The 13,224-nt window shown below is 71.2% G+C and carries 14 protein-coding genes; 8 read left to right on the plus strand and 6 right to left on the minus strand.

Annotated features, from left to right (window positions below):
• Positions 1-57: 57 nt before the first annotated feature.
• Positions 58-1,347, minus strand: coding sequence for a Glu/Leu/Phe/Val family dehydrogenase (locus ACZ432_RS12575; RefSeq protein ID WP_426962083.1), 1,290 nt, complete (start codon positions 1,345-1,347; stop codon positions 58-60).
• A 363-nt stretch (positions 1,348-1,710) separates the two neighbouring features.
• Between ACZ432_RS12575 and ACZ432_RS12580 the strand changes: the two genes are divergently transcribed.
• Positions 1,711-2,181, plus strand: a complete 471-nt coding sequence (locus ACZ432_RS12580; RefSeq protein WP_426962106.1) for a PH domain-containing protein — start codon at positions 1,711-1,713, stop codon at positions 2,179-2,181.
• Positions 2,178-3,812: a PH domain-containing protein gene (locus tag ACZ432_RS12585; RefSeq protein WP_426962082.1), complete on the plus strand. Its 1,635-nt coding sequence runs from the start codon at positions 2,178-2,180 to the stop codon at positions 3,810-3,812. The genes ACZ432_RS12580 and ACZ432_RS12585 overlap by 4 nt, the downstream gene beginning before the upstream one ends.
• Before the next feature lie 19 nt (positions 3,813-3,831).
• On the opposite strand, the gene ACZ432_RS12590 is transcribed toward ACZ432_RS12585, so the two are convergent.
• The 4 genes from ACZ432_RS12590 to ACZ432_RS12605 all read right to left on the minus strand — a co-directional run bounded on the left by ACZ432_RS12590 (position 3,832) and on the right by ACZ432_RS12605 (position 7,084).
• Entirely contained in the window at positions 3,832-5,304 is a 1,473-nt protein-coding gene (locus ACZ432_RS12590; RefSeq protein ID WP_426962081.1) for a sensor histidine kinase, read from the minus strand.
• 83 nt (positions 5,305-5,387) lie between these two features.
• Entirely contained in the window at positions 5,388-5,738 is a 351-nt protein-coding gene (locus ACZ432_RS12595) for a VOC family protein (protein ID WP_426962080.1), read from the minus strand.
• Positions 5,739-5,826: 88 nt separating this feature from the next.
• Complete coding sequence (locus ACZ432_RS12600) at positions 5,827-6,180, minus strand: helix-turn-helix transcriptional regulator (protein WP_426962079.1); 354 nt, start codon at positions 6,178-6,180, stop codon at positions 5,827-5,829.
• Positions 6,181-6,205: 25 nt separating this feature from the next.
• Positions 6,206-7,084, minus strand: coding sequence for an NRDE family protein (locus ACZ432_RS12605; RefSeq protein ID WP_426962078.1), 879 nt, complete (start codon positions 7,082-7,084; stop codon positions 6,206-6,208).
• Positions 7,085-7,332: 248 nt separating this feature from the next.
• Here ACZ432_RS12605 and ACZ432_RS12610 point away from each other — a divergent pair, with 248 nt between their 5' ends.
• The 5 genes from ACZ432_RS12610 (at position 7,333) to ACZ432_RS12630 (ending at position 11,594) form a co-directional block, all read left to right on the plus strand.
• Positions 7,333-8,403: a glucose 1-dehydrogenase gene (locus ACZ432_RS12610; protein ID WP_426962077.1), complete on the plus strand. Its 1,071-nt coding sequence runs from the start codon at positions 7,333-7,335 to the stop codon at positions 8,401-8,403.
• Positions 8,390-9,037, plus strand: a complete 648-nt coding sequence (gfcR, locus tag ACZ432_RS12615; protein ID WP_426962076.1) for a transcriptional regulator GfcR — start codon at positions 8,390-8,392, stop codon at positions 9,035-9,037. The genes ACZ432_RS12610 and gfcR overlap by 14 nt, the downstream gene beginning before the upstream one ends.
• Before the next feature lie 619 nt (positions 9,038-9,656).
• Complete coding sequence (locus tag ACZ432_RS12620; RefSeq protein ID WP_426962075.1) at positions 9,657-10,001, plus strand: glutaredoxin family protein; 345 nt, start codon at positions 9,657-9,659, stop codon at positions 9,999-10,001.
• Positions 10,002-10,212: 211 nt separating this feature from the next.
• Positions 10,213-10,782 (plus strand): DUF7110 family protein, encoded by a 570-nt coding sequence (locus ACZ432_RS12625; RefSeq protein WP_058365290.1) that lies wholly within the window; start codon positions 10,213-10,215, stop codon positions 10,780-10,782.
• An 89-nt stretch (positions 10,783-10,871) separates the two neighbouring features.
• Positions 10,872-11,594, plus strand: coding sequence for a diphthine--ammonia ligase (locus ACZ432_RS12630; protein ID WP_426962074.1), 723 nt, complete (start codon positions 10,872-10,874; stop codon positions 11,592-11,594).
• 44 nt (positions 11,595-11,638) lie between these two features.
• On the opposite strand, the gene ACZ432_RS12635 is transcribed toward ACZ432_RS12630, so the two are convergent.
• Positions 11,639-12,607 carry a sugar phosphate nucleotidyltransferase gene (locus ACZ432_RS12635; protein ID WP_426962073.1) on the minus strand — a complete coding sequence of 323 codons (969 nt, stop codon included), beginning with the start codon at positions 12,605-12,607 and terminating at the stop codon, positions 11,639-11,641.
• A 177-nt stretch (positions 12,608-12,784) separates the two neighbouring features.
• On the opposite strand from ACZ432_RS12635, the gene ACZ432_RS12640 reads away from it, so the two are divergent.
• Complete coding sequence (locus tag ACZ432_RS12640) at positions 12,785-13,069, plus strand: transcriptional regulator (protein WP_426962072.1); 285 nt, start codon at positions 12,785-12,787, stop codon at positions 13,067-13,069.
• Positions 13,070-13,224: the final 155 nt, after the last annotated feature.

Consider the following 13,224-nt stretch of genomic DNA (forward strand, 5'->3'; position numbering starts at 1 on the left):
CGCCCTGTAGATCAGGGGAACAGCCCGCTACAGATCAGGGGAACAGCCCGCTACAGATCAGGGGAACAGCCCGCGGTACTCGTGGGCGCGGGCGGTGCGCTCGAGCGCGAGGGTGTACGCGGCGGTCCGGAGGTCCGGGATCGCCCCCTCGTCGTAGCGCTCGATCGTCTCGTCGAACGCGGAGCCGATGCGGCGCTCCAGTTCGGCGTTGACGGTCTCCAGCGGCCACGAGAACTCCTGGGAGTTCTGGACCCACTCGAGGTAGGAGACGATGACGCCGCCGGCGTTCGCGAGGATGTCCGGCACGATCTGGACGTCGCGCTCGGAGAGGATCTCGTCGGCGGCGACCGTGGTCGGGCCGTTGGCGGCCTCGACGATGGCGTCCGCGCGGACGGCGTCGGCGTTGGCCTCGGTGAGAACCCCCTCCACGGCGGCGGGGATGAGCACGTCCACGTCGAGCGTCAGCAGGTCCTCGTTCGCGATGGCGTCGCCCTCGTCCCACTGCGTGCGGTCCTCGACGCGGAGGTCGCCCGCGGTGTACTCCTCGATCGTGCCGCCGGCGTCGACGTGTGCGCCGAGCGTCGGCACGTCGAGACCGTCGGGGTCGTAGACGGCGCCGGTCACGTCGGAGGTGGCGACGATCCGCGCGCCGGCGTCGTCGAGCAGGCGAGCGGCGTGGGAGCCGACGTTCCCGAAGCCCTGGACCGCGACGGTCGCCTCAGAGAGGTCGTTCTCCAGGTAGTCGAAGAGCCGTTCGGTGATGATGGAGACGCCGCGGCCGGTCGCCGCGACGCGCCCCGGCGTGCCCCCGATCTCCAGCGGCTTGCCGGTGACGACCTTCGGGACCGAGTAGCCCTCGTACATGGAGTAGGTGTCCATCATCCACGCCATCGTCTGCGGGTTCGTGTTCATGTCCGGCGCCGGCACGTCCGTCTCGGGGCCGATGAGGCGGCGGATCCCCTCCGTGTAGCGCCGCGTGAGGTTCTCTAAGTCGTTGTCGGTGAGCTCCTTCGGCTCGCAGATGACGCCGCCCTTCGCGCCGCCGAACGGCAGGTCGACGAGCGCGGTCTTCCAGGTCATCCACCCCGCGAGCGCCTCGACCTCCTCCTGGGTGACGCTCGGGTGGTAGCGGACGCCGCCCTTGAACGGGCCGCGCGCGCTGTCGAACTGGCAGCGGTACCCTTTGAACACCTCCACGTCGCCGCTGTCGAGTTCGACCGGGAGCGTCACCTTCAGCGTCCGCTCCGGGTGTTTGAGCCGCTCGAAGACGCCGTGGGTCACGTCGGCGAACTCCTCTGCGCGGTCCATCTGCGCGAGCATGTTCTCGAAGGGGTCGTCGTCCGCCATACCCGCCCCTGCGTGGTCCCCCTAATTGTCCCTTTCGGCAGAAATTGCCATTGACACTGCCACACACGATCGTGAACGACCGCATGCAGGCGGTCCGCTGGTCCGCACCCCGCCGGTCACGACCGACCGCCGCGTCCGCGACGGGGGCGTCCGACGACACTTATGTCCCGCGGGCCACAAGCGCGGGGCATGGACACCGGGACTCGGCCGGACGCGGCCGGCGAGGATGCGAGCGAGGCGGACGCTCCCGAGGCCGACGCGGGTGGTGGCGCTACCTCCGGCGGCGGGGCGGACGGCCCGGGGGAGCCGACGGGGCCGACGGAGCCGCGGGTCGACGTCGAGACGACGACTCCGACCGGAACGATGCGGCGGCTCCACCCCCGGATCCGGGTCGTGTGGCTCCTCCGGGCCGCGGTGCTGGCCGCCGTCGTCGGCGGCATCCTCTTCGGGCTCGACCGAGTGCTTCCGCTTCCGGTCGCGGTTCCCGGGTGGGCGCCCGCGCTCGTCGCGGGCGTCGTCTTTCTCGTCGTGGGCGGACACGCCCTGCTTCGGTATCGGTACTGGCGGTTCGAGCTCCGGGAGGACGCCATCTACCTCGAGCGGGGCGTCTTCACGCGCGTTCGGACGGTCGTGCCGTTCGTCCGGATACAGCACGTCGACTCGCGGCGCGGTCCGCTCGAGCGCGTCGTCGGGCTCGCCTCCTGCGTCGTCTACAGCGCCGGCTCGCGCGGCGCCGACGTGCGGATCCCCGGCCTGCCCCCCGACGGCGCCGACGACCTCCGGGAGGACCTGAAGCGGCTCGCAATCGGCGCCGAGGGGGAGGACGGGGTGTGAAGCTGGCGCCGCTGTCGGTCCCGTACCGCGCGGCCCAGAAGGCCGGGAGCGCGGTCGTTGCGGCGTTTTTCATCTCCGCCGGAGGCGGGGGGACGGTGCTCGGCGACTACGCCCCGCTCCTGGCGGTCGCGGCCGCCCTCGTCGCGCTGGCGTACGAGGTCGCCTACTACCGCCGGTTCGAGTACGAGCTGACCGAGGACACGTTCGACGTGGTCTCCGGCGTCGTCTCGCGGCGGGACCGCGAGATCCCCTACCGCCGGATCCAGAACGTCGACATCAGCCGAGGCGTCGTCCAGCGGCTGCTCGGGCTGGCGGCGGTGGACCTCGAGACGGCGGGCGGCTCCTCGACCGAGGGGGCGATCCGCTACGTCACGCCCGCGGAGGCGGAGCGCCTGCGGTCGGAGATCCAGCGTCGGAAGGCGGGCGCTGCGGCGGGCGAGCCGGCCGCGAGAGCGGGTTCGAGCACGAGCGAGGGGATGGGCGCGGGCGCGGATTCCGACGAGTCGGCCATCGCGTCCGGTGCGCCCGCGGAATCGGAGCTGTTCGCCATCTCGCCGTCCGAGCTGGCGCTCGTGGGCGCGCTCTCGTTCGACCCCCGGCTGCTCGGGCTGGTGGCGTTTCTGGCCTCCGGGTCGGTGCCGGTACTGTCCGGGTTCCTCTCGAGTACGTCCGCGGTGCTTCTGTCCGTCACCGGGCTGTTCCTCGCGGGCGCGCTGCTTCTCGCCTCGTGGCTTCTCGGCGCCGCGATCGCGGTGACGAACTACTACGGCTTCCGGCTGACGCGGTCGGGCGACGAGCTGCGCTACGAGCGCGGGCTGTTCCGGCGCTACTCCGGCTCGATCCCGACCGAGAAGGTCCAGAGCATCGCCGTGACCGACAACCCCCTCAAGCGGCTGTTCGGATACGCGACGCTCACCATCGAGACGGCCGGCTACGCGCCGGGACAGGGCGGGGACTACGGGAGCCAGGCGGCGGTCCCGCTCGCGAAGACCGACCGCGTGTACGAGCTCGCGCGCGAGGTCGAGGCGTTCGAGGAGCCCGACTTCACCCGCCCGCCGGGCCGGATCCGGGTCCGGTACGCCGTCCGGTACGCCGCGGCCGTCCTCGCGCTGACCGGGATCGCGTACGGGATCGACCGCGCGCTCGACCTCGCGGCGCCGTGGGGCGCGCCGCTCGCGCTCCTCGCGCTCGTCCCGGTCGCCGCCCATTACAAGTGGGTCCACCGCGGCTACTGGCTCGGCGAGGACCACCTGCTGACGCGGTCCGGGTTCTGGCGTCGGCAGACGCGAGTGGTCCCCTACTACCGGCTCCAGACCGTCATCGACAGCCGGACGCTGTTCCAGCGGCGCTGGGGCGTCGCCACGGTCGTCGCGGACACGGCGGGGACCGGGTCGTTCACCGGCGGCGACGCGGTGGCGCCCGACGTGGAAGCCGCCGAGGCGGACGCGCTCCGCGGCGCGTTGACCGACCGGCTCCGTCGCGCGCTGATCGAACGCCGCGAACCGGACCGGTCCGCGGTCGGGAGTTCGGTCGATGATGGGACGGACTCGGGGGCCGAAACCGCCGGGTCGGCCGACGCCGACCGGGACGCGTTCGAGTGGCCGTCCGGGGAGGCCGACGGCGGAGGCTGACCGTCGCCGCGGCCCCGCCCTACGCCTCCGCGACCGGAAGCGTCACGGAGACGACGGTCCCGCGCGGCTCGTTGTCCCTGATGTCCACCGCGCCGCCGTACGCCTCGACCGCGTCGCCGACGAGGTAGAGTCCGAACCCCGTGCCGCCGCTGTCGCGGCCACGCTCCCCGCGCTCGAAGACCGCCTCCTTGCGCTCGTCGTCGATGCCGGGTCCGTCGTCGCGGACGTGCAGGGTGACCGTTCCCCCCTCTCGGTCGTGGGCCGCCGCCACCTCGACGTGCGGCGTCTCCCGGTCGCTGTGGACGACCGCGTTCGTCAGCAGGTTCTCGACGACCGGCTCGAGCAGGTCGTCGGCGCGGACGGACACCGACGGGAGTTCCTCGACCTCGATCTCCGCCTCGGGGTGGCCGTCGCGGGCGTCGGCGACCTGCTCGCGCACCAGCGGTGTCAGCGGGACGGTGCGGAGCTCGTGTTCGTCCTCCAGCAGCGTGTTCATGTACTCCTTCATCGTGTGGATGAAGGAGGCCATTCCGTCGATCCGCGACCGGATCACGCCGGCGTGCCGCTCGAACGGTTCGTCCCCCTCGTCGACGACCTCCAGCCTGGACGAGACGACCTGCATGTCGTTGAGCAGGTTGTGTCTGATCGTCCGGTTGATGAACTCCAGCCGCTCGCGCTCCTCGCGGATCGCGCGCTCGTCGTCGAGCCGCGTCAGGGTCCTGTCGAGATGGACCGCGAGCAGTTCGACGGTCTCGACCTCGTGTTCGGCGAACGACTCGCCGAGCAGGTCGATCCGTCCCCTGCAGCCGACCGGCACCGACCGCCCGACCCCGGGACCGGCGTCCGCGCCGTCCCCGGTACCGCCGTCGGCGGACGCGGCCGGTCGATCGCCGAACACCGCGTCGTCAACCGCGATCCGGACGCCCTCCGGCGCAACCGTCTCCCTTACGGCGTCGAGTGCCACCTCGGCGGCCGCCTCGCGGTCCTCGATGGCTCCCAGCCGGGCCGCGTGATCGTGGAGCGTCGCGAGCCGCTCGGCGATCCCCCGCTCGACGGCGAGGTCTCGAGCCTGCACGCTCGATTTGACGGAGTAGAAAGCGAGCGCGAACACGGTCACCGCCCCGATCAACACGGCGTCGAGCGCGATGATGAACGGCTTCAGCCCGCCCATCACCCGGAGCTGGCTGACGATCACCCAGCCGATCAACACCGCGACGGCGGCGGTCCCGACGGCCGTCCGCTCCGCGACCGAGCGGACGTGCCTGGTCTCCCAGTCGAGTCGGACCAGCCGAACGCCGCCGAAGACGAGCGTCATCGCCAGCGCGATGAGGACCGCGTTTTCGGCGACGCTGGCGGCCACGCCCCAGCCGAGGTTCGTCGTGTCGTCGAGGATGTCGTACAGGGGGATCCCGAGCGCGGCGAGTCCGAGGGCGCTCACCGCCCCGCCCGCGGCGTAGCGGCGGAGCGAGCCGCCAGTACCGGCGCCGACCATGGTCAACGATCTGACTCGACGGCATTAAGCGCCCGGGCCGACCCGAGCCCTCGGTATCGTGGTGTTCCCCCGGTTCGCCCCCATCAGACGGCGACGTCCGGGTCCAGAAAGGTCTGAAACTCGACCGTGCGCCCGTCCGGGTCCCGCGCCAGGAACCGGTAGATGTCGTACGTCTCCTCGACGTGCGGCGGCTCGGTCGCGGCCGCGCCGACGCGCTCGTGGTAGGCGTCGACGCCCGCACGGTCGTCCGCGAGGATCGTCACGGTCCCCTCGTCGTCCGTCCGGTCGCGGTCACAGAACCCGACGAGCAGGTTGCCGTGCTTGAGGACGGTACAGTCCGGCTGTTCGAGCCACACGTCCGCGCCGACCGTTTCAACGTAGAAGTCGACGACCGCGTCGTGGTTCTCCGTGGCGAAGAAGACGATGCCCGACATGCGGGTCCGGTCGCGCCCCGAATGCAAAAATCGTCCGGCGTAGGGAGAACCGTCGGTGCGGCGAGACCGCCGCTTCCGGCGCGGCGGGTCAGTACTCCTCGTAAGCGAGGTTCATCAGCCACTGCGAGAAGGCGTCGGACTGCGGGTCGACCTCCTCCTCGCCGATGAACGGCGAGAGCATGTCGCCGGCCATCAGCAGCGAGAAGTCCAGGTCGCGGGCGGCCGGCTCGAGGTAGAAGGTGTTGTGGCCGTCGTAGACGGTATCCTCGCGCTTGATGAGGCCGGACTCCTCCAGCGCTTCCGCGATGCGGCTCCCCTTCCGGGAGGAGACGTCCAGCTCCTTCCAGAAGTCGCTCTGGTGGATGCCGCCCGTCTCGCGGATGAGTTCGAGCCCCGCGTGCTCGTCATCCGAGAGGTCGGCCTCCAGTTCGGACACGCTCATGTGTGTGTTGGCGCCCGCGATTCGCTTAAACCTGACCTTCCGGACGACCGTCCTCCCGGGGTGGGGTCCGCGGCCAGCCGTCGGGAACGGACACGTCGGCGTAGGCCGTCTCGCAGGGCGGCCCGTCCGCGAACGCGAACCGGGGGGCCGGGCCGGTCCCGACGAGCGTGCTGGACCGCGTCCCGTAGCCGTCGCCGTGGACGCAGACGCCCACCTCGTGATCGGCCATGGCCGCGCCCGCGCGGTCGAGCCAGGCGTCCGCGACGTCACCCGGCTCGACGCCCAGCCGGTCGGCGAGTCGGCCGACGCGTTCGACCTGCTCCTCGCCCGCCTCGCGGCGGCGCTCGGGGACCGCGAAGCGCCCGCGGCCGTTGAGCAGTCCGCCGACGTTCGTCAGCACGTGGACGCCGGGGTCGAGCCGCTCGATGGAGAGCCGGCCGCTCCACGAGACGACGAACGCCGCGCGGGCGTCCGCGATCGCGAGATTGAACCCGTCGTAGGAACGCTCGCGGAGCTCCCGCTCCACGCGGCGGACCGCCGCCTCCGCGGTCGGCGCGCGCAGACAGTCGCGCACGAGGAGCCCGCGCGACCGCTCGGCGGGCGGCGACTCGTCCAGCCATCGGTTGGTGACGGTGGCGTAGCAGCCGTATTCGTTGAGCCCGACCCACGTCCCGCCGGCCTCCGCATCGCGCGGCGCGAGGAACGTCGCGGTGCCGTCGTCGGTCGTAGTCCCGTCGTCGGTCGTGGCGCCGTCGCCGACCGCGCCGTCGGCTTCCCCGCCGGCGGCGCCGACCTCCCACAGCGCCGGCGGTTCCGAGGGACGGCCGAGCCCCTCGTCGCGGTTCGCGGCGGCGGCGACCGGCGTCCCCTCGAACGTCCGCCATGCGAGCGCGAGCGTGCACACGACCACGGCTGCGCGCGGCGCGAACAAAAAGCCCGCCGCTCGTCGCGGTGCCGCTCCTCGCGGGGCGGTGGCGACCGCGCGACAACAGGGTGACGGCGGAGGCGGGTCGGACGTCTCGACGGTGCGTCGCGACGGTGATGGCTGTCGGCGTGGGGACTGGACCCGCGCCGAACCCGCGTCCGCCGACGGGGAGAGAAATTACTCAAAATAGAATAAATCTTTTGGTGGCCCGGATCCTCGGTCATCGTATGCACGCAATCGCGGTCACCGAGGGCGGGGGCGATCCCGTCCTGATCGAGAAGCCGCGGCCGGAACCGGCCGCCGGGGAGGCGCTCGTGCGGACGCTCCGGGTGGGCGTCGACGGGACCGACCACGAAGTCATCGCGGGGACCCACGGCGGGTTCCCCGACGGCGAGGACCACCTCGTGTTGGGCCACGAGGCGGTCGGCGTCGTGGCGGACCCGAACGGCACCGACCTCGAGGAGGGCGACGTGGTCGTCCCGACCGTCCGGCGGGCGCCGAACGGGGGCAACGAGTTCTTCGCGCGCGGCGAACCGGACATGGCCCCGGCGGGCCAGTACCACGAGCGCGGCATCGTCGGCGACCACGGCTTCATGGCCGAGTACTTCACCAGCCCCGCGGAGTGCCTCGTCGAGATTCCGCCCGAACTCGCGGAGTGGGGCTTTCTGGTGGAGCCGATATCGATCACCGAGAAGGCGGTCGAGCACGCGTTCGCCTCGCGGTCGGCGTTCGAGTGGGACCCCGAGAGCGCGCTGGTGCTCGGCAACGGCTCACTCGGGCTGTTGACGGTCGCGATGCTCGACGACCGGTTCGACCGGCTCTACTGTCTCGGCCGCCGGTACCGGCCGGACCCCACCATCGACATCATCGAGTCGCTCGGTGCGACCTACGTCAACTCCGAGGAGACGGCGGTCCCGGAGGTCCCGGAGGTCCACGAGGCGCCGGACTTCGTCTACGAGGCGACCGGCTACGCGCCGCACGCCTTCGAGACGATCGAGGCGCTCGCCCCGAACGGCGTCGGCGCGCTGCTCGGCGTCCCGAGCGACTGGGAGTTCGAGGTCGACGGGGGCGCGCTCCACCGCGAGTTCGTCCTCCACAACAAGGCGCTCGTCGGGAGCGTCAACTCCGGCGTGGGGCACTTCGAGGCCGCGGCCGACTCGCTGGCCGCGATGGAGGGGTCGTTCCTCGAGGACCTGGTCACCGGCGTCCACGGGCTGGACGAGTTCGAGGCCGCGTTCGCGGATGACGACACGACTATTAAAACGGCCGTCGAATTCGCCAGCTATGAAGAACGTTGACGACCTGATCGACAGCGCCGCGGAGCTGGCCGAGCGCGGCCTCTCGAAGGGGGAGATCGCCGACGAGCTGAACGTCTCGCGGGAGACGGCGAGCTGGCTCGTCGAGCGCGCCGGCGCGGGCGAGGAGTCGGCAGCCGACGTGCAGGAGGAGCCCGCCGCGACCACGAGCTCGGACATCCACGTCGACTGGAGCGCCATCGGGCGCGACTCGGCGCGGCTCAGCTACGCGGGCAAGGCGATGGCGGACCTGCTCTCGAAGGAGGGCGAGGAGGTCGACCTCACCATCGGCATCGAGAAGGCGGGCGTCCCGCTGGCGACGGTCGTCGCGCGCGCGCTCGACACGGACATGGGCACCTACGCGCCCGCCAAGCACCAGTGGGAGGAGGGCGACATCGCCGAGCACGGCGGCGGCTTCTCGCGCAACTTCGCGGGGATCCGCGGCCGCGAGTGCTACGTCGTCGACGACATCGTCACCTCCGGCACCACGATGGCCGAGACCATCGAGGCGATCCGCGAGCAGGGCGGCGAGCCGGTCGGCTGCTGCGTGCTGGCGGACAAGCAGGGCAACGAGGAGATCGAGGGCGTCCCCATCTACTCGCTGGTGGACGTGGTGCGCGTCGACCGCGAGGACTGAAGCAGTTTCCCGGAGGTTCTCGGGTTTTTTACGGGAGGTAGTGACAGACGCGCTCCGATCGTGCGGGTGTCTCCCGGTTTGAGCGCTCCGGCCGGCTCTCTGTACGGCGCGTTTTCTGTGTCTGTTGTCGATCCTGCCGATCTGGACAGCACCACCCAGAAAGCCCCAGCCGGCTCGACCGGCCGCGACACGCGCTGCGCTCCTCGCTCTCCGCTTGGCGAGACAACCCGCGTCTCGCGAGCCTCCAGCGTGCAGTAGCGCGCCGAAAATCGGAGATTTTCGAGCCGCCGTTCGCTCCGCACCGCGCTCACGGCGACGCCGGAGACACCGCCCGCTGCGGTGCTTGCGGTTCCGGGGCCGGATCGAGCCGGCTGCCCCTTTCAGTCCCGCCCCGCACCGCACAGCGCCGCAGCCTCGCACCTCCCCAGCCTCGGCCGCGGGGCGGGCGCGGGACTGCACCGCATCGCGCCCGCCCCGCGGCCTCCCTCGCGCGCGAGAAACGCGCGCGCCACCGCCACGGTCACACCATCGCCGCGGTCACGCCACCGCCTCGCGGACGGTCGACCCGACGGTCGCCGACAGCGCAACCCCTTTTCCCCCGCGCCGCGTACGAGGGGACATGACGTTCACGCCCGAATCCGAGTCCGACGCCGAGGAGATCCAGCAGCGCGTCGACGAGGCCATCGCGGACAACGACGTGGTCCTGTTCATGAAGGGCAACCGGCTGATGCCCCAGTGCGGCTACTCGAAGCGCGCGCTGGAGCTGATCGGCCAGCACGTCTCCGAGTTCGAGACGGTCGACGTGCTCCCCGCGCTCGACCAGTACCGCGAGGCGCTCGCCGAGCACAGCGACTGGGAGACGATCCCGCAGACGTACGTCGACGGCGAGTTCGTCGGCGGGAGCGACGTGCTCGCGGAGCTCGACGAGCGCGGCGAGCTCGCGGCGTCGCTGAACGCCGAGTAGCCCCGCGGCTCCGACCGCGACCGGGACCCGACCGGGACCCGACCGGACGACTCCGAAACCCCCAGGAGCGACCGACAGCGCGCGTGAGGCCCCTCGTCTCGCCGCACCGGCGCCGCGGAAAGGGCAGCCCCTATAAGGCTCGGTACCCAACATGCGGTAGGTACGGTTGCTCCCTCGCCGCGTCCGCCAACCACCAGAACCCCATTCAACCATGTCAGGCCGCGTGTTCCGACTTCACTCGACGCTCGAACTGCCCCTCGAAGACGTAGAAGAGTACTTCGAGAACGACCCCGACCTCCCGACGGAGATCGACGACGTGGACATCACGCGTCGCAACAACACACTCATCATCAAGGCCGTTTCCTCGGACGAGAACATCAGCAAGTACACGCCGACCGCACAGCTGAAGGCCTCCGTCAGCGAGACGCGCGTCTACGAGGAGGAACCGCCGCGCGCCGGCGGCCCCCAGTGGATGGACGACGAGGAGGAGGAGATCCCCTCGGAGCTCGTCGAGTTCGCCTGCTTCAAGGGCGACCGCGAGACCGTCCTCCAGAACTCGGCGCTCCAGTACCCGATGTTCCTCGTCCTCCGCGACATCGCGCTCCAGGCCGAGAAGGGCACGCTCACCGCCATCACCGAGGAGGGCGAGGAGCTGCAGGCGACCCGCATCGTCGAGGGCGAGGAGCGCCCCGCGACCGTCGAGGTCGTCGAGAGCCCGAAGGGCAACGGCGACGGCGAGGGCGGCGTCAACTGGCGCGACAACAAGTTCATCAGCGACTGAGGCGCCGGACGCGCCCGAGGTAGCTGCTCGTCTCACCGTGACGCCCGCGGACCGCTGCCGATTTACCCGCAGCCCCGCTCTCACTCGCCATGAGCGACGACTGGGTCAGCCTCTTCTCCGGCGGCAAGGACTCCTCGTGGGCGCTGTACCGCGCACTCGCGGAGGGGCTGGACGTGACGCGCCTGCTCACCGTCCACCCCGCCGGCGACTCCTACATGTACCACACGCCCGCGACGCACCTCACCGAACTCGTCGCGGAGAGCGTCGGGATCGACCTCGTCTCCGTCGAACCCGAGGACTTCGAGACGGGCCCGGCGGGGGACGCGGCCGCGGGCGAGCGCGGCGACGCGGAACTCGAGCCGATGGAGGCGGCGCTCCGGGAGATCGCGGCCGAGGAGAGCGTCGACCTCGCGGGCGTCACCGCGGGCGCGGTCGAGAGCGAGTTCCAGACCAGCCGGATCGAGGCGATGTGCGACCGGCTCGGGATCGACCTGTTCGCGCCGCTGTGGCAGGAGGACCCCGAGGAACTGGCGACCGCGATGCTCGACGCCGGCTTCGAGATCCTGATCGTCCAGGTGGCGGCGTACGGCCTCGACGAGTCGTGGCTCGGCCGCCCGCTCGACCGGGAGGCGCTCGCGGACCTCCGCGAGCTCAACGAGGAGTACGGCGTCCACCTGCTCGGGGAGGGCGGCGAGTTCGAGACGTTCGTCGTCGACGGCCCGCACATGGACCGCCGGGTCGACCTGGAGTACGAGACGGTGTGGGAGGGCGACCGCGGGCACATCCGCGTGACGGACGCGCGGCTGGAGTAGCCGGACCGCGGTGGAGCGGCGCCCGCGCGAACGGCATCCGACGCCTACTCGCCGTTCGTGATCTTCGTGTGCGCGCCGATGAGCGCGCCCGAGAGGTCGAGCCCCTTGAGGTGGGTGCCGCGGTCGATGATCGTGTGGCGGACCTCCGCCTCCTCGATGGTGACCTCGGGGAAGACGACGCTGTCGTGGACCGCGGCGTCGCGGACGGTCGCGTCGGCCATGACGTGAACGTTCTCGCCGAGCGTCGCGTTCTCGACGGTCGCGGACTCCGCGACGCGCGTCTCCCCGTCGAGGGTCCACGCGACCGCGTCGAGGTAGCTCTCGGGCGTCCCGATGTCGAACCACGCGCCGTCGAAGGTGAACGCGTGGACCGGCTGGCGGCGCTGGAGCCACTGGATGAACCAGCCCGGCTCGTCGGGGTTGTTGCCGTCGTCGAGGTACGTCCGCAGGTCCGGCAGGGTGTCGGCGGGGAACGCGTAGCAGGCGATGGAGACGAGCGTGCTCTTGGGGTCCTCGGGCTTCTCCTGGAAGTCGACCACGCGGTCGCCCTCCAGTTCGACGAGCCCGTAGGACTTCGCCTTCTCCCGTGAGCCCACGTCGTAGGCCGCGATGGCGGCCGTGCCCTTCGCTTCGAAGAAGTCGACGAACTCGGCCACGTCGAAGCTGATCAGGTTGTCGCCCGCCACGACGACGAGGTCCTCCTCGATCCCCTCCCGTTCCACGAGCTGGGCGAGCGCGCCGACGACGCCGAACTTCTCGTCTTCGGCCTCGGTGTCCTCCACGGAGAGCTTCGGCTTCTCGAACTCGCTGTCCGCGAGGTACGACTCGAAGTCCTCCGCGAACCGCTCGTTCGTGGAGACGAACACGTCGCTGATCCGGTCGTCCGCCTCCAGGTCGGCGAAGATCTCGTCGATCACCGTCCGGTCGCCGACGGGGAGGAACATCTTCGGCCGGTCCTTCGTGATCGGCCAGAGGCGCGTCGCGTACCCACCCGCAAGCACTACCGCTTTCATGAGTGCATCTTCCGGTCCGCGGTTATGGTTTTTGTGACTTAGGCCGACCGAAATCCGGAACCGGACGGGGGCCGCGCACGACCGATAGCGGAGTGCTGCCGGCCGAGAGGGGAACGCGAGCGCGTTTCGGTGCCCTGCCGCCGCGGGGCTTTTCTCGCCGGCCGGCCAACGGCCGGCATGGAGCCGACCACCCGCCAGCGCATCGCGGACCGTCTGCGCGAGGGGCCCGCAACCGCGAGCGACCTCGCGGCCGCGCTCGAGCTGCCGACGCCGGTCGTCTACGACCACCTCGACCACGTCGCGCAGTCGGTGGGCGAGGACGAGCAGTTCCTCGTCGCCCCGCCCGCGTGCCGCGACTGCGGCTTCGACGGCTTCGACGACCCCGTGAACGAGCCCTCGCGGTGCCCCGAGTGCAAGTCCGAGCGCATCGCCGAGCCCGAGTTCCTGGTCGACGAAGCGTAGCGATGCTGCGGCGCGGTCTCGGCGTTTAGAGCGGGTCAGTCGAACGGCGGTGCCTCCGCCCCGACCGCGAAGCTTACCGATCGGGTCAGCACCACCCGGGAAGCCCCGGCCGGACCAGCCGGCTGCGTCTCTCGGTCCCACTCCGCCGCGGCGCG

It is taken from the genome of Haloparvum alkalitolerans (genome assembly GCF_055381565.1).